The sequence below is a fragment of the Streptomyces sp. NPDC056628 genome, from assembly GCF_042792555.1.
GTDB lineage: Bacteria > Actinomycetota > Actinomycetes > Streptomycetales > Streptomycetaceae > Streptomyces.
Window position 1 is genome coordinate 86,519 of the sequence record NZ_JBHTWG010000026.1, and the last position, 20,184, is coordinate 106,702.

Consider the following 20,184-nt stretch of genomic DNA (forward strand, 5'->3'; position numbering starts at 1 on the left):
CCTCACGCCGGTGGACCGTCGCACTGCGGTCCTACGGCTCTGTCCGGGGGTTCTCGTGAACCGTATCACAAACTATTTGATGAGGTCTTTACCTAGGAGTGTGCCTACTGTCACACATGAGAGTGACGGCGCGCGTCTGTGCGGTCCACGGGGTGACTTGTCTGCTATTGGGGTGCTTCGCTCCCCCATGACTTGGCAATGCTCTCGTCAGATTCTTACCTTGAGGCGCTTCTCACCTGGTCCGTGAGCGGGCCCCGAGCGCGGTCGCCCCGTTGGCGCCGGGCGCCCCCGCGGCGACCGGAGTGCGGAGCTCGGCGTCCTCGGTCGTGCCGGATGACGGCGCGGTCGCCGTCGACTCCGCGGTGACGGACCGGCTTCGGCGGTAGCGCGGCGGTACGAAGTGTTCCGCCCAGCGCGGGGTGCGCGGGGTGAAGCGTGGAAGGAGCAGGAGGACCAGGCCGATCGCGCTGAGGAAGACCACGCCGAGGACGATCCACATGGACGCCGAGTTGACCGAGTAGGCGAGCGCGCCGAAGGCGATCAGGGCCGACCAGAAGTACATGATCAGCACCGCGCGGCTGTGGGAGTGGCCGATCTCCAGCAGCCGGTGGTGCAGATGCCCGCGGTCGGCGGCGAACGGCGACTGGCCGCGCCAGGTGCGGCGCACGATCGCCAGGATCAGGTCGGCGGCCGGGATCGCGATGATGGTGAGCGGCATCAGCAGCGGGATGTACAGGGGCACCATCTGGTGCACCGCGCTGCGCTCGGACCCCCCGAACAGGTTGTCCGGGTCGACCTGGCCGGTGACCGAGATCGCGCCGGCCGCCAGGACCAGCCCGATCAGCATCGAGCCGGAGTCCCCCATGAAGATCCGCGCCGGGTGCATGTTGTGCGGCAGGAAGCCCAGGCACATGCCCATGAGGATGGCCGAGAAGAGCGTCGCGGGGGCGGCCGCCTCGATGCCGTACGAGTACCAGATGCGGTAGGCGTACATGAAGAACGCCGCCGCCGCGATGCACACCATGCCGGCCGCGAGGCCGTCGAGGCCGTCGACGAAGTTGACCGCGTTGATGGTGATGACGACCAGGGCGACCGTCAGCAGGGTGCCCTGCCACTGGGTCAGCGCGACCGTGCCGACCTTGGGGATGGGCAGCCACAGGATGGTCAGGCCCTGCATGACCATCACGCCCGCGGCGATCACCTGGCCGCCCAGCTTGATCAGGGCGTCGATCTCGAACTTGTCGTCCAGGACGCCGATCAGCCAGATCAGTGCCGCTCCGGAGAGCAGCGCCCGCGGTTCGTTGGACTTCTCGAAGACCGCGCTGAGGTTCGTGAGGTGGTCCGCCACCAGCAGGCCCGCGCACAGGCCGAAGAACATCGCGATCCCGCCGAGGCGCGGAGTGGGTTCCCGGTGCACGTCACGGGCCCTGATCTCCGGCATCGCCCCCGCCACGATCGCGAACTTCCGCACCGGCCCTGTCAGCAGATACGTCACCGCGGCCGTGACACAGAGCGTCAGCAGGTATTCACGCACGGGCTTCCCCACAAATCTCGCCGGCCATCTCAGCCCCACACCCTAGCGATGGACGCGTACGCGACGCATATGTGAGGGGACTCCCGGGTAACGACGATGGTTGCACGTGTGGCTGGGTGGCCGGTGCGGGTACCCCGCCTCACCGCGGATAGGGCGGGAATCCGGCGGTCAGCTCCCGGACCTCCTCACGGGCCCTGTGACGTTCGTCGTCCCCGCTCAGCACGCGCGCGATCAGCGCCGCCGTCCGCGTCATCTCCTTCTCACCCATGCCCTGGGTGGTGACGGCCGCCGTACCCAGCCGCAGGCCCCGGACGTCGCCGTGCGGCAGTGCGCAGCAGTCCAGCACCACCCCGGCCGCCGCGAGCCGGGCGCGTGCCGTGCGGCCGTCGACGCCGAGCGGGGAGGGGTCGGCGGTGATGAGGTGGGTGTCCGTCCCGCCCGTGGTGACGACCAGCCCCTGCGCGGCCAGGCCGGCGGCGAGCGTGCGCGCGTTGGCGACCACCTGGTGCGCGTACACGGCGAACGCCGGGGTGGCGGCCTCCCCGAACGCCACGGCCTTGGCGGCGACGGTGTGCATCTGGGCGCCGCCCTGGGTGAACGGGAACACCGCGCGGTCGACGCGTTCGGCGAGGTCGGCCCCGCACAGGAGCATGCCGCCGCGCGGGCCGCGCAGCACCTTGTGGGTGGTGGCGCACACGATGTCGGCGAACGGCACCGGGCTGGGCGCCGCTCGCCCGGCAACCAGCCCGATGGGGTGGGCGGCGTCGGCGATGAGGTACGCCCCGACCTCGTCGGCGACCTCGCGGAAGAAGGCGTGGTCGATGTGGCGGGGGTAGGCGATCGAGCCGCACACGATCGCCTTGGGCCGGTGGGTGTGGGCGAGCGTGCGCACCTGGACGTGGTCCATGAGCCCGGTCTCCGCGTCGACGCCGTAGGGGACGAAGTCGAACCAGCGGCCGGAGAAGTTGGCGGGCGAGCCGTGCGTGAGGTGCCCGCCGTAGGGCAGGCCGAGGGCGAGGACGGTGTCGCCGGGCCGCAGCAGGGCCGCGTAGGCGGCGAGCACGGCGGAGGACCCGGAGTGGGGCTGCACGTTGGCGTGCTCGGCGCCGAAGAGCGCCTTGGCGCGCTCCACGGCGAGCCGCTCGGCCGCGTCGGCCATCTCGCACCCGCCGTGGTACCGGTTGCCCGGATACCCCTCCGCGTACTTGTTGGCCAGGGACGAGCCGAGGGCCGCCAACACGGCCGGGGACGTGAAGTTCTCCGCGGCGATCAGCTGGAGCGTCGTGGACTGCCGGTCGAGCTCGCCGCGCAGGATGTCGGCGACCTGGGGGTCCTGCCGCCGCAGGACATCGGCCTCGAGGGTGTGGGTGACCGACATGGTGGGCTCCGGACGTGCGTCGACGGTGACGTAGTCCAATGTAGGCCCGGCGCACCAGGGGCGCCCTGCGGTGTTACGCCCTCGCGGGAACCCCCGTCAACGCCGTCACCACCGGATCCAGCGCCTCGTGTATCTCCTCGCCCACCGAACGGAAGAACGGCAACGGCGCACCGTACGGGTCGTACACCTCGTCCGCCTCCGCCGTCGGCGCCAGAAGCCACCCGCGTAGAGCCGCCGCCGCACGCACCAACGCACGCGCCCGCCGCACCACACCCTCCTCCAACGGAGGCAGCGTCGCCGGGTCTATGGCGCGGACCAGGCGGGTGAACTCCTTCAGCGTGAAGGTGCGCAGGCCCGCCGAGTGGCCCATGGAGATGACCTGGGCGCGGTGGTCGCGGGTCGCCGTCAGGACCAGGTCGGCCATGATGACGTGCTCGTCGAGGAGCTCCCGGCCGGTGAAGCCCTGGGCGTCCGCGCCGAAGTCGGCCAGGACCGTCTCGGCGTTGGCCTCCATGGGCGCGCCCTCGTGCCCCCAGGTGCCGGCGCTCTCCACGATGAGGGAGCGGCCCAGCACACCGAGCCGCTGCTGCACGAGATGCCGGGTCAGCCGCTCGGTGATGGGTGAGCGGCACACGTTGCCGGTGCTGACGTGGAGGATGCGGAAGCTGTCGCGCGGGAGACCCACGAAGGTCGTCGTGATCTCCGCCGCGCTTTCCCCGTTGCCTATGCCACGCATGGGGGTCCCCCCTGCTCGAGCGCAGCCGAGAGCTCGGGGGATTCACGGGCTGTCAATTGGCCACCTCGAGGTCGGGTACGACCTTGCGCAGCTCCTCCGCCGAGATGGCGCCCTCGCGGAGCAGGAGCGGCACCTCGCGGGTGACGTCGACGATGGAGGAGGGCACGTTGCCCGGGGTCGGGCCGCCGTCCAGGTAGACGGAGACCGCGTCGCCGAGCATCTCCTGCGCGGCGTCGCAGTCCTCCGGCGCCGGGTGCCCGGTGAGGTTCGCCGAGGACACCGCCATCGGGCCGACCTCGGTCAGCAGCTCGATGGCGACCGGGTGCAGCGGCATGCGCACGGCGACCGTGCCACGGGTGTCCCCGAGGTCCCACTGGAGGGACGGCTGGTGACGGGCGACGAGGGTCAGCGCGCCCGGCCAGAACGCGTCGACCAGCTCCCAGGCCGGCTCGGAGAAGTCGGTGACGAGTCCGTGGAGCGTGTTCGGGGAGCCGATCAGGACGGGGGTCGGCATGGTCCGGCCGCGCCCCTTGGCCTCCAGGAGGTCGCCGACGGCCTCCTTGGTGAAGGCGTCGGCGCCGATGCCGTACACCGTGTCGGTCGGGAGGACCACGAGCTCGCCTCGGCGGACGGCGGACGCGGCCTCACGCAGACCCGTCGTACGGTCGGTCGCGTCGTTGGTGTCGTATCGCCGTGCCATGTCTAGCAGGCCTCCTCGTACACGTGCTTCCGGACAAGGGCTCGGGGTGCGGTCACGGCAGCGCCTTGCGTGCGGTCGCGAACCGGGGGCGGTTGTTCAGGTCGGGGTGGTCGGCGGCGTCGGCCCAGCCCCGCTCCTCGGTGAAGATCCACGGCACCTGGCCGCCCTGGGTGTCGGCGTGCTCGATGACGACGACGCCGCCGGGGCGCAGCAGACGGTGCGCGGTGCGCTCCAGGCCCCGGATCAGGTCCAGGCCGTCCTCGCCGGAGAACAGGGCGAGCTCGGGGTCGTAGTCCCGGGCCTCGGGGGCGACGTACTCCCATTCGGTGAGCGGGATGTACGGCGGGTTGGAGATGACCAGGTCCACCTGGCCGTCGAGGTCGCGGAAGGCGTCCAGGGCGTCGCCCTGGCGCAGCTCGACCCTGGACCCCTCGACGTTCTTGCGGGTCCAGCGCAGGGCGTCCTCGGACAGCTCCACGGCGTGCACGCGGGAGCGGGGCACCTCCTGGGCGAGGGCGAGCGCGATGGCGCCGGAGCCGGTGCACAGGTCGACGATGCAGGGCTCGACGACGTCCATCGCGCGGACCGCGTCTATGGCCCAGCCGACGACCGACTCGGTCTCGGGCCGGGGCACGAACACCCCGGGCCCGACGTGGAGCTCGAGGTAGCGGAAGTAGGCCCGTCCGGTGATGTGCTGGAGCGGCTCGCGCTGCTCGCGCCGGGCGATGACCTCCCAGTAGCGGGCGTCGAAGTCGGCGTCCTTCACGGAGTGCAGCTCGCCCCGCTTCACGCCGTGCACGAACGCGGCGAGCTCCTCCGCGTCGTTGCGCGGCGAGGGCACGCCGGCGTCGGCCAGCCGCTGGGTGGCCTGGGCCACCTCCGCGAGCAGCACGCTGCGGGGGCTCGAGGGTCGCCCCCCAAAAGATTGCTGCACGCAAGTCCTCCGTGTCGTACTCGTCCGTGCCTGGGTCCCTGGCGTCCTTACGCGGCTGCCAGCTTGGCTGCCGAGTCCGCGTCGACGCAGGCCTGGATCAGAGCGTCGAGGTCGCCGTCCAGGACCTGGTCCAGGTTGTAGGCCTTGAAGCCCACCCGGTGGTCCGAGATGCGGTTCTCGGGGTAGTTGTAGGTGCGGATCTTCTCGGAGCGGTCGACGGTGCGGACCTGGCTGCGGCGCGCGTCGGCGGCCTCCTTCTCGGCCTCCTCCTGCGCCGCGGCGAGCAGCCTGGAGCGCAGGATACGCATCGCCTGCTCCTTGTTCTGCAGCTGGCTCTTCTCGTTCTGGCAGGAGGCGACGACTCCGGTCGGCAGGTGCGTGATGCGCACCGCGGAGTCGGTGGTGTTGACCGACTGGCCGCCCGGGCCGGACGACCGGTAGACGTCGATGCGCAGATCGTTCGGGTTGATCTCGACGTCGATCTCCTCGGCCTCGGGCGTGACCAGCACACCGGCCGCGGAGGTGTGGATACGGCCCTGGGACTCGGTCGCCGGCACACGCTGCACGCGGTGCACACCGCCCTCGTACTTCAGCCGGGCCCAGACGCCCTGGCCGGGCTCGGTGGCGCCCTGGCCGCCCTTGGTCTTCACCGCGACCTGGACGTCCTTGTAACCGCCGAGCTCGGACTCGGTGGCGTCGATGATCTCGGTCTTCCAGCCGACGCGCTCGGCGTAGCGCAGGTACATGCGCAGCAGGTCGCCCGCGAAGAGCGCGGACTCGTCGCCGCCGGCGCCCGCCTTGATCTCCAGGATGACGTCCTTGTCGTCGCTCGGGTCGCGCGGGACGAGCAGCAGGCGGAGCTTCTCGGTGAGCTCCTCGCGCCGCTGCTCAAGCTCCTTGACCTCGGCGGCGAACTCCGGGTCTTCCGCGGCGAGTTCGCGGGCCGTCCCGATGTCGTCGCCCGTCCGCCGCCAGGATCGGTACGTGGCGACGATCGGGGTGAGCTCGGCATAGCGCTTGTTCAGCTTGCGCGCGTTCGCCTGGTCGGAGTGGACCGAGGGGTCGGCGAGCCTCGTCTCCAGGTCGGCGTGCTCAGCGACCAGTTCCTCGACGGCCTCGAACATCTTGGGGCTCCTGAAATGCGTACGGAAGGGAAGGGCGGGCGACCAAAAACGCCGGTCCCGGCGCGCCTGGTGGGGGCGCGGCCGTGGACCGGCGAATCGGTGCTCGCTACTTCTTGGAGCCGGCGGCAGCCTTGCCGAAGCGGGCCTCGAAGCGGGCCACACGGCCACCGGTGTCGAGGATCTTCTGCTTGCCCGTGTAGAACGGGTGGCACTCGGAGCAGACCTCGGCGCGGATGGCGCCGCTGGAGATCGTGCTGCGGGTGGTGAACGACGCGCCACAGGTGCAGCTGACCTGCGTCTCGACGTACTCGGGGTGGATGTCGCGCTTCAAGGTGTCTCCTAGAGTTCCGGGAGGGCGCCGGGTCGCCGCCGCGGGATGCGAAAGCGTGAACCGGGGCCGACGTACCAGTCTGCCAGGACTGGGGCCATCCCCCAAAACCGGGGGCCTCCGTGATCTATTCCCCGGACGTCACGACGCCGCCGGCGTCGCCGGTCGCGGTGCCCTCGGTGGCCGCCTTCGGGATCGGCCGGTCGTGCTTCAGGGCCGTGAACACCTGCTTCGCCTTCGCCTCGGCGACGATCACCCGGTTCGGGTCGGCCGGGTCGTAGCGGACGGGCAGCGTGACCATGGTCATGTGCTTCGAACTGATGCCCTTGAGGCCGTTCGCGAAGGACATGAGCCGGTTGACCGAGCCCAGGTCGGAGTCGGCCGTCACGGTCTTGGTGGCGGCGTCGGCCAGGTCGAGCAGCCGCTTGGGGTTGCCGAACAGCTCGGTGCTCTTGGCCTGCTCGATCAGGGCCTTCACGAACGCCTGCTGAAGCTGGATGCGGCCGAGGTCGGAGCCGTCGCCCACGCCGTGCCGGGTGCGGACGAGGCCGAGGGCCTGCTCCCCGTCGAGCCGGTGCGGGCCGGCGGTCAGCTTCAGATGGCTGTCGGGGTCGTCGATGGCCCTGGTCGTGGTGACCTCGACGCCGCCGAGTTCGTCGATCAGCTTCCGGAACCCGGAGAAGTCGACCTCCAGGTAGTGGTCCATGCGGACGCCGGTCAGGGTCTCCACCGTCTTCACCGCGCAGGGCGCGCCGGCCGTGCTGTACGCGGAGTTGAACATGACGCCGGAGGCCGCCGGGTACACCTTGCCGTCGGTGTCGGTGCAGCGGGGCCGGTCGATGATCGTGTCGCGCGGGACGGAGACCACGACGGCCTTCTTGTGGCCCTTGTAGAGGTGCAGGACCATCGCCGTGTCCGAGCGGGCGGTGCCGTCGTCGGCGCCGCCGCCGAGCTTCTTGTTGCCGCCGGAGCGGGAGTCGGAGCCGAGGACGAGGATGTTCTCGGAGCCGTTGTCGGTCTTCTGCGGCCGGTCGGTGCCGAGGGCCTGGTCGATGTCGACGCTCTTCAGGTTGCCGTTGAGCTTGAGGTACAGGTACCCGGCGCCGGTGCCGCCCAGGACGACGATCCCCGCGGCCGTCCAGGCCGCGATCAGCGGCCCCTTGCGTCTCTGGCGGGGCCTGCGGCGGCGCCCCTTGCCTCGGTGACGGGGCGTCTCGGCGCCGGGTCCGCCCTGTATGCCGGACTCCGGCGTGTTCTCGGCTGACACTGCGCTCCTCATTGCTCGTCCGGTCGTCTCCCCCTTGCGGTCAGGGCTGTGCCTGGTACACATGCACCCTTACCGCACTATCGTCGCCCCGTCGGGTCAGACGGGGAAACCCGGACGAGGGTTGCACAGACGACTGTGCCCACCGCCGGAGCGACGGTGGGCACGGGGTGCTGCCGGTGAGGCGGGCGGGACCCGCTCTCACCTGGGACATCAGCCGAAGATGTCGTACTGCTTGAAGTCGGTCCCGACCGAGATCCTTGTGGCGAAGATCTCGCTGGTGGCCTTGCCGGTGCCCTTGTACAGGTAGAGCGTGCCGGCGGACGTACGGGCGAGGAAGTCGGCCTTGCCGTCCCCGCTGATGTCGCCGACGGCGTCGAAGGCGTTGTAGGTCCAGTTGCTGCGCACCTTGATCCGGGACGAGAACGCCTCGGAGCCGGTCTTGCCGGTGCCCTTGTACAGGTACAGGTCGCCGGTGCTCGCCTGCCGGGCGAGCAGGTCGGCCTTGCCGTCACCGGTGAAGTCGCCGTGGCCGCGCACGGAGTTGTACTGGTTCCAGCCGGTGCGGACCGAGAAGCGGGAGCCGAAGGTGCCGTCGCCCTTGCCCGGGTAGACGTACAGCGTCCCGCCGGAGTCGACCGAGATCAGGTCGGGCAGGTAGTCGCCCGTGACGTCACCGGGGGTGATGACGCGGGTGCGGGTCTTCCAGTTGTCCGCGATCTTCGTGGTGGACCAGCTCTGGCTGGACGCCACGTAGTGCGACCAGAAGACGTCGCCGTCGCTGCTGCGGCGGTACACCAGGTCCTGGTAGCCGTCCCGGTCGAAGTCGGTCTGCAGGACGACGTTCACGCCGTCCCAGTCGCCCCAGGACTCGCGGGCCGCGAAGGAACTGCCCTTGGAGTCCTTCGAGTAGCCGGTCCTGGTGGAGGAGTTGCGCACCCACAGGTCGGCCTTGTGGTCACCGCTGATGTTGGTGTCCTCGACGCGCGGGTAGGCGGCGCCGACGTAGGTGCTGACCTTCGAGAAGACGCTGTAGGCGCCCTTGGCGACGCAGTCCTCCACGCCCCACGAGACGACGCCGACGATGCGGCCGTTCACCACGAGCGGCCCACCGGAGTCGCCGTTGCAGGCGGAGACGGTGCCGCTGTCGCTGCCGGTGGCCGGCTTGCCGGCGCAGACCATGTGGCCCTTGACGAAGTCCGTGCCGTAGTAGCCGGCGCAGGTGCTGTCGGACTGCACGGGCAGCGTGGCCGACTTCAGCGACTGCGAGATGTCCTCGCTGGTGGAGCTGGTGCGGCCCCAGCCGTAGACCTTGGCGCTGGTGCCGGAGGCGTACGAGGCGGTGTCGCCGGACGTCGTCATGCGGATCGGCGTCGCCTTCACCTTGCTGCCCAGCGTGATGACGGCGATGTCGTTGTCGATCTTCGTCTCGCTGTACGACGGGTGGTACCACTGCCGGTACGGCAGCGAGACGGTGCCGCCGTGCAGGTCGCTGCCGCCGGAACCGTCGGAGGTGGGCAGCTGGTTGGTGCCGGTGACGACGGCGCCGTAGTTGTACCAGTCGTAGCCCTTGACGCAGTGCGCGGCGGTGAGGATCTTCGTCGGCGCGACGACGGCTCCGCCGCAGAAGAAGCCGAGGTCGTCGTCCTCGGAGGTGGTGCCCCGGTCGTCGTAGTACCAGAGCTGCGCCATCCAGGGCGCCGTGGTGATGCTGGTCGTGGTGCCGCCGATCACCATGGGGCTGGCAGTGGAGTCGTCGGTGCGTGCGGCGTACGACGACTTCTTCGGCGTCTCGCCCGCGGTGTCGTCGCCGGCGAGCGCGCCGGTCACCCGGCGCTCCAGCTCGGCCGACGGCACCGAGGCCGTGGCGGGCTTCACGGTGGGCTGCGGCGCGGCGGTGGCGGCTCCCGCGGTGGACGTGAGCAGCGCGGCGGCGACGGCCGCGGCGACACCGACGGCGGCGATGGGCAGCCCGAAGCGGATCCGGCGTCTGTGGCGACCGCTGCCGGATTGGGTGGTGGTCAAGAAGGTCCCCCAGGACACAAGAGTAGGAAGGGGTGCCTATGGCCCCCGTCCCTATCAGCGCCAAAAGGCCGCCCCACGTCACTCGCGTGACGTGGGGCGGCCTTTTTCGGACGCTGACGGCTCAGTCGCCGTTGCCGGGGGTCGGCGTCGTCTTCTGGATCTGCATCAGGAACTCGCCGTTCGACTTGGTCTGCTTCATCTTGTCGAGGAGCAGCTCGATGGCCTGCTGCTGGTCCAGCGCGTGCAGGACGCGGCGCAGCTTCCAGACGACCGCCAACTCCTCGTTGCCGAGCAGGATCTCTTCCTTACGGGTGCCGGACGCGTCGACGTCCACCGCGGGGAAGATGCGCTTGTCGGCGAGCTTCCGGTCGAGCTTGAGCTCCATGTTGCCGGTGCCCTTGAACTCCTCGAAGATCACCTCGTCCATGCGGGACCCGGTGTCCACCAGGGCGGTGGCGAGGATGGTCAGCGAGCCGCCGTCCTCGATGTTGCGGGCCGCACCGAAGAAGCGCTTCGGCGGGTACAGGGCGGTCGAGTCGACACCACCGGACAGGATGCGGCCGGAGGCCGGGGCGGCAAGGTTGTACGCACGGCCCAGACGCGTGATCGAGTCGAGCAGCACGACGACGTCGTGACCCAGCTCCACCAGGCGCTTGGCGCGCTCGATGGCGAGCTCGGCGACCGTGGTGTGGTCCTCGGCCGGCCGGTCGAAGGTCGAGGAGATGACCTCGCCCTTCACCGACCGCTGCATGTCGGTGACCTCTTCCGGACGCTCGTCGACGAGGACGACCATCAGGTGGCACTCGGGGTTGTTGTGCGTGATCGCGTTGGCGATCGCCTGCATGATCATGGTCTTGCCGGTCTTCGGCGGGGCCACGATCAGACCGCGCTGGCCCTTACCGATCGGCGACACGAGGTCGATGATGCGGGTGGTCAGCACGCCCGGGTCGGTCTCCAGACGGAGCCGGTCCTGCGGGTACAGCGGGGTCAGCTTGTTGAACTCCGGGCGGCCACGGCCGTGTTCGGGCGCCATGCCGTTGACGGAGTCCAGGCGGACCAGCGCGTTGAACTTCTCGCGGCGCTCGCCCTCCTTGGGCTGACGGACCGCACCGGTGATGTGGTCGCCCTTGCGCAGGCCGTTCTTGCGGACCTGGGCGAGGGAGACGTACACGTCGTTCGGGCCCGGCAGGTAGCCGGAGGTGCGGATGAACGCGTAGTTGTCGAGGATGTCCAGGATGCCCGCGACCGGGATCAGGACGTCGTCCTCGGTGATCTGCGGCTCCTGCACGTCGTCGCGGCCACGACGGCCACGGCGGTCGCGGTAGCGGCCTCGACGGCCACGCCGGCCGCCCTCGAAGTCGTCATCGTCCTGCGGGCCGTTGTCACGCTGGCGGTCCTGGCGGTCCTGGCGGCCACCGCCCTGCTGCTGGCCCTGCTGACGGTCCTGACGGCCGCCGCCCTGCTGGTCGTCGCCCTTGCGGCGGTCCCCGCGGTCACGGCCGCGGTCGCGGTCACGGCGGTCACGGCGGCGGCCCTCGCCGCCCTCACCGGCGTCGCCCTTGGCGTCGTTGCCCTGCTGGCCCTGCGACTGCGCGGGCGTCTCGGCCTTCGGCTCGGCGGCGATCGTCTCGGGCGCACCGGCCTCGGCGGTCGCACGACGGCGGCGGCGCTCGCCCGGCGCGTCGTCTCCCCCGCGCTCACCGTCCGCGGCACGCTCGCCCGCGTTCCCGTGGGAGGGGCCGCCGGCCGGCTGGCCGGGGATCTCGATCTGCTGCTGGGCCACCGCCTGCTCGGCGGGGGCCTCCGCCTTGGCCTTGTTGTCGGTGTCGTCGCCGGTGCGCGCCTTGGAGGTGGCACGGCGCTTGGGCTTGGTCTCGGTGGCGGCGTCGGTCTTCGGGGCCGCGCCTCCCCCTGCCTGCGCCTCCTTGATGACCTCGATCAGCTGGCTCTTGCGCATCCGCGCGGTGCCCCTGATGCCGAGGCCGGAGGCGACCTGCTGCAGCTCGGCCAGCACCATGCCCTCGAGGCCGGTACCGCGGCGCCGCCGGGAGCCGGCACCGCTGGCAGGCGCGGAGGCGTCCGTGGCGGGCGCGGCAGCGGTCTCCTCGACACGTGCGCCCATCAGATCGGTGGTGTCGCTCACGAAGGGTCCTTCCCTGGAGCGGACGTCGGCCTGTCTGGCTCGGCGACCGGTTGTGCTGTCCGGCGTCGGTCCTTGGTGTGTGGACCGTGCCGGGGCGGTGGTCCGCCAAAGGCGGCGGAGGAATATCTGGAGATGGCGGTTCCCTGAGCCGTGGCACTGAGTGTCGGTGTCACGCGGCTCGGTCGCGCCGGTTCCGGAGCGTGCCCGGCGAGTCGCTCAGCGCTCGTGTACGACGTACTGCCCACGTACGTCGTACGGAACACAGTGCGGCTTGGGAGGCTCCCGGAAGAATGTCTGTCCCGGACGGGGACAACAAGCACCTCGCCATGGTGGGGTCGGGTGCAGACTTGAGGTTAACACTACCGGATCCAACAAACATTCCCCCTCTCGAAATCCGGCAACCGCACGCTTTTAGATGTCACCGGACGGCGCGTTTAGATGTCACCGGACGGCGCGAGCGGCAGTACGCACGCGCCTTGAGCGTCGAGGTCGAGCCGGTTCGCGGCCCATCCCTCGCCTGCCAGATGGGCGACCTTGTCGGCACTGGCCTCGTCGGCCAGCGCCAGCACGGTCGGGCCGGCGCCGGAGATCACCGCGGGCACTCCGTCGGCCCGCAGCCGCTCCACCAGCGCCGCGCTCTCCGGCATGGCGGGCGCGCGGTACTCCTGGTGGAGGCGGTCCTCGGTGGCGGGCAGCAGCAGCTCGGGGCGCCTGGTCAGGGCCTCGACGAGCAGGGCGGCACGGCCCGCGTTGGCGGCGGCGTCGACATGCGGGACGGTGCGCGGGAGCAGTCCGCGCGCGGTCTCGGTGAGGACCGGCTTCCCGGGGACGAAAACCACCGGAACGATGGAATCGGCCGGATCCATCCTGATGGCGCGGGCGGCGCCGGCCTCCATCCAGGAAAGGGTGAACCCGCCGAGCAGACAGGCCGCGACGTTGTCGGGGTGGCCCTCGATCTCGGTGGCGAGCTCCAGCAGCGCGTCGTCGTCGAGCCTGGTCTCGCCGCCTATGGTCACCGCCCGGGCGGCGACGATGCCGGCGCAGATGGCGGCGGAGGAGGAGCCGAGGCCGCGGCCGTGCGGGATGCGGTTCGCGCAGACGATCTCGAGGCCGCGCGGCTGGCCGCCCAGCAGGTCGAAGGCGGTGCGCAAGGCCCGTACGAGCAGGTGCTTCTCGTCGCGGGGCAGTGTCTCGCCGCCCTCGCCCGCGATGTCGATGTGCAGCCCGGAGTCGGCCACCCGGACGACGACGTCGTCGTAGAGCCCCAGCGACAGGCCGAGGGCGTCGAAGCCCGGGCCGAGGTTGGCGCTGGTGGCGGGGACGCGCACCCGGACGGCGGCGGCGCGGAACGCTGGACCGGCCATCGCTCGATGACTCTCCTTGAGCTGCGTGATTGTCGAAGACACTTCGATGCCGTACGAGAACCCAGGGGGCCGCGTCCGGGCCGCGGAGACGACGCGGCACCTCGCCCCAGCGGAGGCATATGCGGCGGGCGGGTTCAGTACAGCCTATCGAAGACAGGTTCTGTGGCGACATAGGGCGCACAGGAGGCGCACGATGCGTGTCGTATGCCCCCTGTGCACCCCCCGGTCAGGGACTTCCCCAGGTGGGCGCTCCCTACCGCGCCGTGCGGACCCCTGCGACGGGGCGTGGCGCCACTGCTCCTGCGGTGGCGCCCCACGCCCGTCCGGCGGTGCTCACGCCAGTCCGAGCCGCTCCGCCGCGGTGGCCGCGTCGACCGGGACGGTGACCGGCTGCGGGGCGCCGGCGACGGCCCAGTCCGGGTCCTTCAGGCCGTTGCCGGTGACCGTGCAGACGATCCTCTGCCCCGGGTCGACCTTGCCCTGCTCGGCCGCCTTCAGCAGACCGGCGACCGACGCGGCGGACGCGGGCTCCACGAAGACACCCTCCTGCGCGGCCAACAGCCGGTAGGCGCGCAGGATCTCACGGTCCGTCACCTCGTCGATGAAGCCGCCCGACTCGTCGCGCGCGTCGAGGGCGTACTGCCAGGAGGCCGGGTTGCCGATGCGGATGGCGGTGGCGATCGTCGAGGGGTCCTTGACGACCTCGCCGCGCACGATGGGCGCGGAGCCGGACGCCTGGAAACCCCACATGCGCGGGGTCCGCGTCGAGACGCCGTCGGCGGCGTACTCCTTGTACCCCTTCCAGTACGCGGTGATGTTGCCCGCGTTGCCCACCGGCAGGACGTGGATGTCGGGGGCGTCGCCCAGCATGTCCACGATCTCGAAGGCGGCCGTCTTCTGCCCCTCGATCCGCACCGGGTTGACCGAATTCACCAGCGAGACCGGGTAGTTGTCGCTGAGGTCGCGGGCGAGCGTGAGGCAGTCGTCGAAGTTGCCGTCGACCTGGAGGATCTTCGCGCCGTGCACGAGCGCCTGGCCCATCTTGCCGAGCGCGATCTTGCCCTGCGGCACGAGCACGGCGGACACCATGCCGGCGCGCACCGCGTAGGCGGCGGCCGAGGCGGAGGTGTTGCCGGTGGAGGCGCAGATGACCGCCTTGGCCCCTTCCTCCTTGGCCCGCGTGATGGCCATGGTCATGCCGCGGTCCTTGAAGGACCCCGTCGGGTTCGCGCCCTCCACCTTGAGGTGGACCTCGCAGCCCGTGCGCTCGGAGAGCACCTGCGCGGGCACGAGGGGCGTGCCGCCCTCACGGAGCGTCACGACCGGCGTGGTGTCGGAGACGGGCAGCCGGTCCCGGTACTCCTCGATGATTCCGCGCCACTGGTGGGTCATTGCTGGTTACTCTCCTTCAACCCGCATGATGCTGGCGACACCCCGCACGGTGTCGAGCTTGCGCAACGCCTCGACGGTCCCGACGAGGGCCGCGTCGGACGCACGGTGGGTGACGACGACGAGGGACGCCTCGCCGTCCTTGCCCTGCTGGCGAACCGTATCGATGGACACACCGTGCTCGGCGAACACGGTCGCGACCTGGGCGAGAACACCCGGTTTGTCCGCCACGTCAAGGCTGATGTGGTACCGCGTGACGACCTCGCCCATCCCGGAGACGGGAAGGGCGGCGTACGCGGACTCGCCGGGACCGGTCGCGCCGTTGAGCCGGTTGCGGCAGACGGCGACGAGGTCGCCGAGCACGGCGGACGCGGTCGGGGAGCCGCCCGCGCCGGGGCCGTAGAACATCAGCTGTCCGCTGGCGTCGGACTCCACGAACACGGCGTTGTAGGCGCCGCGCACGGAGGCCAGCGGATGGGTCAGCGGGATCATGGCGGGGTGCACGCGCGCGGTGACGGACCCGCCGTCCGCGGCCCGCTCGCAGATGGCGAGCAGTTTGATGGTGCAGCCCATCTCCTTGGCGGAGGCGAAGTCGGCCGCGGTCACCTCGGTCATGCCCTCGCGGTAGACGTCGTCGAGACGCACGCGCGTGTGGAAGGCGATGCCGGCGAGGATGGCGGCCTTGGCGGCGGCGTCGAACCCTTCGACGTCGGCGGTGGGGTCGGCCTCGGCGTACCCGAGCGCGGTGGCCTCGTCGAGGGCCTCCTGATAGCCGGCTCCCGTGCTGTCCATCTTGTCGAGGATGAAGTTGGTGGTGCCGTTGACGATCCCGAGCACCCGGTTGACCTTGTCGCCGGCGAGGGACTCGCGCAGCGGGCGGATCAGCGGGATGGCACCGGCGACGGCGGCCTCGTAGTAGAGGTCCCTGCCGTGGTTCTCGGCGGCGGCGTGCAGGGCAGCACCGTCCTGGGCGAGGAGCGCCTTGTTGGCGGAGACGACGGAGGCGCCGTGCTCGAAGGCGGTGGTGATGAGCGTCCGGGCGGGCTCGATGCCTCCGATGACCTCCACGACGACGTCGATGTCGCCGCGTTTGACGAGGGCGGTGGCGTCGGTGGTGACGAGCGCGGGGTCGATGCCCTCACGGACCTTGGCGGGACGCCGTACGGCCACGCCCGCGAGCTCCACCGGGGCGCCGATGCGGGCGGCGAGGTCGTCGGCGTGCGTCGTCATGATGCGCGCCACCTCTGAGCCGACCACTCCACAGCCCAGCAGCGCCACCTTCAGCGGACGCGTACGCATCATCCGACCTCGTTTCCTCATACCGTCTACGGTTGCACCAGTCTCACTCACCGGACGGAAGTTTCTGCCCTTCGTCCGGATCGTGAGACATCTATTTCATTTGTACCGGGGTGGGTGACGGGAGATCTTCCAGCCCGGGGGCGCTGCTGTTGCTGTTGCTGTTGGTGTTGCTGTTGGTTTTGGTGTTGCCGTGGCCGTGGCGGGGGTCAGCCCACGTCGAGACGCAGGAGGTCCTCCTCCGTCTCCCGCCGGACGATCTCCCGGGATCCGCCGTCGTGCACGGCGACGACCGGCGGCCGCAGCACGTGGTTGTAGTTGCTGGCCATGGAACGGCAGTAGGCGCCCGTCGCGGGGACGGCGATGAGGTCACCCGGTGCCAGGTCGGCCGGCAGGAACGCGTCCTTCACCACGATGTCGCCGCTCTCGCAGTGCTTGCCGACGACGCGCGCCAGCATCGGCGCGGCGTCGCTGGTGCGGGAGACCAGGGCGACGCTGTACTCGGCGTCGTACAGCGCGGTGCGGATGTTGTCCGACATGCCGCCGTCGACGGAGACGTACGTCCGCAGCCCCTCGAGGTGCTTGACGGTCCCCACCTCGTAGAGCGTGAAGGCGGTCGGCCCGACGATGGCCCGCCCGGGCTCGACGGAGATGCGCGGGGTGCGCAGCCTGGCGGCCTCGCACTCGCGGGTGACGATCTCGGTGAGCGCCTTGGCGATCTCGTGCGGCTCGCGGGGGTCGTCGTCGCTGGTGTACGCGATGCCGAGCCCGCCGCCGAGGTCGATCTCGGGCAGCTCGACGCCGTGCTCGTCCCGGATGTCCTTGAGCAGCCCGACGACCCGGTGCGCCGCGACCTCGAACCCGGACATGTCGAAGATCTGCGACCCGATGTGGGAGTGGATCCCGATGAGCTCCAGCCCGTCGAGCTGCAACGCCCGCCGCACGGCCTCCGCGGCCTGCCCGCCGGCCAGCGGGATGCCGAACTTCTGGTCCTCGTGCGCGGTGGCGATGAACTCGTGCGTGTGCGCCTCCACGCCGACGGTGATCCGGATCTGCACCCGCTGGCGCCGGCCCAGCTCCTGCGCGATGTGGGCGACCCGGACGATCTCCTGGAAGGAGTCGAGGACGATGCGCCCGACACCGGCCTCGACGGCCCGGCGGATCTCCTGCGTGGACTTGTTGTTGCCGTGGAAGGCGATGCGGTCGGCGGGCATCCCGGCGGACAGCGCGGTGGCGAGCTCGCCACCGGAGCACACGTCGAGGTTGAGCCCCTCCTCGTGCAGCCACCGCACGACGGCACGGGAGAGGAACGCCTTGCCCGCGTAGAAGACGTCGGCGTCCTGGCCGAAGGCCTCGCGCCAGGCGCGGGCGCGGGCCCGGAAGTCGGCCTCGTCGAGGACGTAGGCCGGGGTGCCGTGCTGTTCGGCGAGGGTGTTCACGTCGACACCGCCGACGGTGACGACGCCGTCGGCGCCCCGGGCGACGGTCCGGGCCCACACCTTGGGGTCGAGGGCGTTGAGGTCCGCGGGCGGGGCCGAGTAGTGGCCCTCGGGGAGGACGTCGGCGTGACGGGGCCCGGCGGGGTGTGCGGAACGGCTCATCAGGCGTGCTCTTTCAAAGATGGTCGGGTGCGTCGATGCCGAGCAGGGACAGGCCACCGGCCAGCACCGCCCCGGCGGCTTCGGCGAGCGCGAGCCGGGCACGATGGGTGGCCGAGGGTTTCTCCGCCCCGCGCGGCAGCACCGCGGGCAGCAGGAGCAGCACGGCATCGGCGACGGTGACGAGGTGCCGGGCAAGACGATCGGGAGCGCGGTGGGCGGCGGCCTGGGCCAGGACGCGGGGGTGGTCGGCCAGGGGGTGGAGGAGGGGGTGGGCGCCAGGTGAGGTGTCGACGCCTGTTGCGCTGGGAGCGCCGTCAGCTGGCCCGATCACACCGGGCTCGGCACGGAACCGCGCGTCGGGGGCGTCGAGGGTGGAGACGCCCGCGGGAGTGGGAGCACCGTCAGCCGACCCGATCACACCGGGTTCGGCGCGGAATCCCAGGTCGGCGGCGTTACGGCTGGCGGCCCGGATGCGGGCGTGCGCGTAACGCACGCGGAAGAGGGGGTTGCCCTCACGCTGGACGAGGTGCTCGTCGGAGATGCGGGGTCGGTCGTGGGCGGCCGGGTGAAGCAACGCCCACCGGGCGGCGTCACGACCGAGGTGGAGGGGGGAGGCCGGGGCGGGGACGGCCTGGATGGTCAGGGGCGGGGGCGGGGTCAGGGAGGAGTACGCATCACCAGGTGCACCCTCATCCCCACCGACCCGCACGCCGAGGAGGGACACCCACTCGCCATCGGGCGCACGCCCCTCACACCTGGTGCGTACGACCGCCCCCTGGGACCGCAACAACCGAGCGACGACATCCATGGCGACGACGGCACGGAGCTCGCACGGGGCCTGCAGCTCCACAACCTCACCGCTGGGTTCGTCGACGAACCCGTACCGCGGGCCGCGCCGCAGAACCTCGGCGACGAGATCAGCGCCGGCCACGTCCCCGAGGGTGATGTTGAGGAACCCGGGACCGGTGACGACGACGTCCCGCACACCGCCACGGCCGACGAGCCGGGCGCGCAGGATCTCGGCCACCTGGAGCGGCGGCTGTCCGGCCGGCCGGGCGAGCTGGAGGGCGATGTTGGTGGCGTAGTCGCCACAGCCACCGGGCCCGGGAGCGGTGACCTTGACCCGCTCCGGCACGGCGACGGCCAGCACCCCGTCATCGACAGCACGACGCACCGCGCCCAGCACGGTACGGGAGAGCTCGACGGGGGTCACGGGTCAAGCGTATGGGAGGAGGGGGGTAGGGATGCGAGTGGGTTTGGGCGGGGTGGGGGTGTGATCCGGCACCCCACGGAAGGTCTCCGCTCCCACCCGGAAAGGCGGGCTCCAGCCCTAGACCCGAACCCCGGCTCCCAGTCCCCCACCGACGTGCCGCTCCCCCTCCAGCAACCGCCGCACCACACTCACCAGTTCGCCAGGCTCGAAGGGTTTGGGCAGGAAGGCGTCGACGCCGACATCCAAGCCGCTCTCGATCTCGAACTGCGTACACGCACTGATGATCGCGAGGGGAAGGTCACGGGTACGGCTGTCGCCGCGGAGATGCGCGGCGGTGCGCAGCCCGTCGAGGCGGGGCATGACGACGTCGAGGGTGATCACGTCGGGCCGCACCTGATGGACCACTTCAAGACACTCGGCACCATCGGCCGCGGTCACGACCTCGATGCCCTCCAGCTCGAGATTGACCCTGATCAACTGCCGGATGACCTTGTTGTCGTCCACAACAAGCACCCGACCGGACGCGCCTGGCACAACTCGAGAGTAGGTCCGGACCGGCCACGGCGTCCGGGTTTTCCCCACTTCCACCCCCTGCGGGGGACCCACCCCAGCTCGCACGGGGTGCCACACCCCGGGAAACCCGTTCATGAACACCCCACCGGAGCTGGTAGTGTTCTACTCGTCGCCGCGAGCAACGCGACCGACACGCCCCCGTAGCTCAGGGGATAGAGCAACGGCCTCCGGAGCCGTGTGCGCAGGTTCGAATCCTGCCGGGGGCACCCTGTATGAGGTGCCCAAAGACCCCGTCACCAGCGGAAACGCTGAGAGCGGGGTCTTCGCGTATGTGCAGCCGTATGCCGCTCTGAGCGGGCATATGTCGGGGGCTGTGGACGAGGCGTGGACGGGATCTTGGAACATCACTGCAGGTCACTGTCGGATTCCAGAGACGGCCGCCGAAGGCGACCTCCCCGGCATCGTGCCGCGCTCCGCTCCTTAGATCATCGGCATGACGGACTGTGGGAGTCCATTGGATAGGCCGGCAAGAAGGTCTTTGTGCTGGTACTGAACTTGATTGAGTGATGTCGGGGTCCGGCGGAGGGTGGCAGGGGCCAGCTCGCGCCTTCCCCGGGTGGCCGGAGCACGAGGATGATGCTC

Annotated in this window: 16 protein-coding genes and 1 tRNA gene; 1 reads left to right on the forward strand and 16 read right to left on the reverse strand. The window is 70.7% G+C overall.

What is annotated here, in order from left to right:
• Nucleotides 1–232 precede the first annotated feature (232 nt).
• The 16 genes from ACFRAC_RS26420 to ACFRAC_RS26495 all read right to left on the reverse strand — a co-directional run bounded on the left by ACFRAC_RS26420 (nucleotide 233) and on the right by ACFRAC_RS26495 (nucleotide 19,677).
• Nucleotides 233–1,534: an MraY family glycosyltransferase gene (locus tag ACFRAC_RS26420; RefSeq protein WP_382930362.1), complete on the reverse strand. Its 1,302-nt coding sequence runs from the start codon at nucleotides 1,532–1,534 to the stop codon at nucleotides 233–235.
• A gap of 139 nt (nucleotides 1,535–1,673) precedes the next feature.
• Entirely contained in the window at nucleotides 1,674–2,912 is a 1,239-nt protein-coding gene (gene glyA / locus ACFRAC_RS26425) for a serine hydroxymethyltransferase (RefSeq protein ID WP_382930371.1), read from the reverse strand.
• A gap of 73 nt (nucleotides 2,913–2,985) precedes the next feature.
• Nucleotides 2,986–3,648, reverse strand: a complete 663-nt coding sequence (locus tag ACFRAC_RS26430) for a protein-tyrosine-phosphatase (protein ID WP_382930376.1) — start codon at nucleotides 3,646–3,648, stop codon at nucleotides 2,986–2,988.
• Nucleotides 3,649–3,700: 52 nt separating this feature from the next.
• Complete coding sequence (locus tag ACFRAC_RS26435; RefSeq protein ID WP_382930386.1) at nucleotides 3,701–4,348, reverse strand: L-threonylcarbamoyladenylate synthase; 648 nt, start codon at nucleotides 4,346–4,348, stop codon at nucleotides 3,701–3,703.
• Nucleotides 4,349–4,400: 52 nt separating this feature from the next.
• Complete coding sequence (gene prmC, locus ACFRAC_RS26440) at nucleotides 4,401–5,240, reverse strand: peptide chain release factor N(5)-glutamine methyltransferase (protein ID WP_361351079.1); 840 nt, start codon at nucleotides 5,238–5,240, stop codon at nucleotides 4,401–4,403.
• An 89-nt stretch (nucleotides 5,241–5,329) separates the two neighbouring features.
• Nucleotides 5,330–6,406: a peptide chain release factor 1 gene (gene prfA / locus ACFRAC_RS26445; protein WP_382930398.1), complete on the reverse strand. Its 1,077-nt coding sequence runs from the start codon at nucleotides 6,404–6,406 to the stop codon at nucleotides 5,330–5,332.
• Nucleotides 6,407–6,512: 106 nt separating this feature from the next.
• Nucleotides 6,513–6,737: a 50S ribosomal protein L31 gene (rpmE, locus tag ACFRAC_RS26450; RefSeq protein ID WP_166021190.1), complete on the reverse strand. Its 225-nt coding sequence runs from the start codon at nucleotides 6,735–6,737 to the stop codon at nucleotides 6,513–6,515.
• Nucleotides 6,738–6,861: 124 nt separating this feature from the next.
• On the reverse strand, nucleotides 6,862–8,001 hold the full coding sequence (locus tag ACFRAC_RS26455; RefSeq protein ID WP_382930410.1) for an LCP family protein: 1,140 nt from the start codon (nucleotides 7,999–8,001) through the stop codon (nucleotides 6,862–6,864).
• Nucleotides 8,002–8,211: 210 nt separating this feature from the next.
• Complete coding sequence (locus tag ACFRAC_RS26460; protein ID WP_382930415.1) at nucleotides 8,212–10,023, reverse strand: trypsin-like serine protease; 1,812 nt, start codon at nucleotides 10,021–10,023, stop codon at nucleotides 8,212–8,214.
• A gap of 121 nt (nucleotides 10,024–10,144) precedes the next feature.
• Nucleotides 10,145–12,166: a transcription termination factor Rho gene (rho, locus tag ACFRAC_RS26465; RefSeq protein ID WP_382930423.1), complete on the reverse strand. Its 2,022-nt coding sequence runs from the start codon at nucleotides 12,164–12,166 to the stop codon at nucleotides 10,145–10,147.
• A 434-nt stretch (nucleotides 12,167–12,600) separates the two neighbouring features.
• Nucleotides 12,601–13,530, reverse strand: a complete 930-nt coding sequence (gene thrB / locus ACFRAC_RS26470) for a homoserine kinase (RefSeq protein WP_382930429.1) — start codon at nucleotides 13,528–13,530, stop codon at nucleotides 12,601–12,603.
• A gap of 333 nt (nucleotides 13,531–13,863) precedes the next feature.
• A complete protein-coding gene (gene thrC, locus ACFRAC_RS26475) occupies nucleotides 13,864–14,922 on the reverse strand; it encodes a threonine synthase (protein WP_382930436.1) in 1,059 nt (352 codons plus the stop codon).
• Between the two features lie 6 nt (nucleotides 14,923–14,928).
• Nucleotides 14,929–16,218 carry a homoserine dehydrogenase gene (locus tag ACFRAC_RS26480; RefSeq protein WP_382930463.1) on the reverse strand — a complete coding sequence of 430 codons (1,290 nt, stop codon included), beginning with the start codon at nucleotides 16,216–16,218 and terminating at the stop codon, nucleotides 14,929–14,931.
• Nucleotides 16,219–16,424: 206 nt separating this feature from the next.
• Nucleotides 16,425–17,816 (reverse strand): diaminopimelate decarboxylase, encoded by a 1,392-nt coding sequence (gene lysA, locus ACFRAC_RS26485; protein ID WP_382930440.1) that lies wholly within the window; start codon nucleotides 17,814–17,816, stop codon nucleotides 16,425–16,427.
• A gap of 13 nt (nucleotides 17,817–17,829) precedes the next feature.
• The gene (gene nrtL, locus ACFRAC_RS26490) at nucleotides 17,830–19,029 is read right to left on the reverse strand and encodes an ArgS-related anticodon-binding protein NrtL (RefSeq protein ID WP_382930444.1); all 1,200 of its coding nucleotides are present in this window, start codon (nucleotides 19,027–19,029) and stop codon (nucleotides 17,830–17,832) included.
• Between the two features lie 117 nt (nucleotides 19,030–19,146).
• Nucleotides 19,147–19,677, reverse strand: coding sequence for a response regulator (locus ACFRAC_RS26495; RefSeq protein ID WP_382930448.1), 531 nt, complete (start codon nucleotides 19,675–19,677; stop codon nucleotides 19,147–19,149).
• A 59-nt stretch (nucleotides 19,678–19,736) separates the two neighbouring features.
• Between ACFRAC_RS26495 and ACFRAC_RS26500 the strand changes: the two genes are divergently transcribed.
• Nucleotides 19,737–19,808: transfer RNA gene (locus ACFRAC_RS26500), tRNA-Arg, on the forward strand.
• Nucleotides 19,809–20,184 lie beyond the last annotated feature (376 nt).

What these genes read in the sequence shown, in the direction of transcription:
- lysA (WP_382930440.1), bottom strand. Translation starts at nt 17,816, where the DNA reads ATGAGCCGTTCCGCACACCCCGCCGGGCCCCGTCACGCCGACGTCCTC.
- ACFRAC_RS26435 (WP_382930386.1), bottom strand. Translation starts at nt 4,348, where the DNA reads ATGGCACGGCGATACGACACCAACGACGCGACCGACCGTACGACGGGT.
- ACFRAC_RS26480 (WP_382930463.1), bottom strand. Translation starts at nt 16,218, where the DNA reads ATGCGTACGCGTCCGCTGAAGGTGGCGCTGCTGGGCTGTGGAGTGGTC.
- ACFRAC_RS26495 (WP_382930448.1), bottom strand. Translation starts at nt 19,677, where the DNA reads ATGAACGGGTTTCCCGGGGTGTGGCACCCCGTGCGAGCTGGGGTGGGT.
- ACFRAC_RS26430 (WP_382930376.1), bottom strand. Translation starts at nt 3,648, where the DNA reads ATGCGTGGCATAGGCAACGGGGAAAGCGCGGCGGAGATCACGACGACC.
- glyA (WP_382930371.1), bottom strand. Translation starts at nt 2,912, where the DNA reads ATGTCGGTCACCCACACCCTCGAGGCCGATGTCCTGCGGCGGCAGGAC.
- thrC (WP_382930436.1), bottom strand. Translation starts at nt 14,922, where the DNA reads ATGACCCACCAGTGGCGCGGAATCATCGAGGAGTACCGGGACCGGCTG.
- thrB (WP_382930429.1), bottom strand. Translation starts at nt 13,530, where the DNA reads ATGGCCGGTCCAGCGTTCCGCGCCGCCGCCGTCCGGGTGCGCGTCCCC.
- prfA (WP_382930398.1), bottom strand. Translation starts at nt 6,406, where the DNA reads ATGTTCGAGGCCGTCGAGGAACTGGTCGCTGAGCACGCCGACCTGGAG.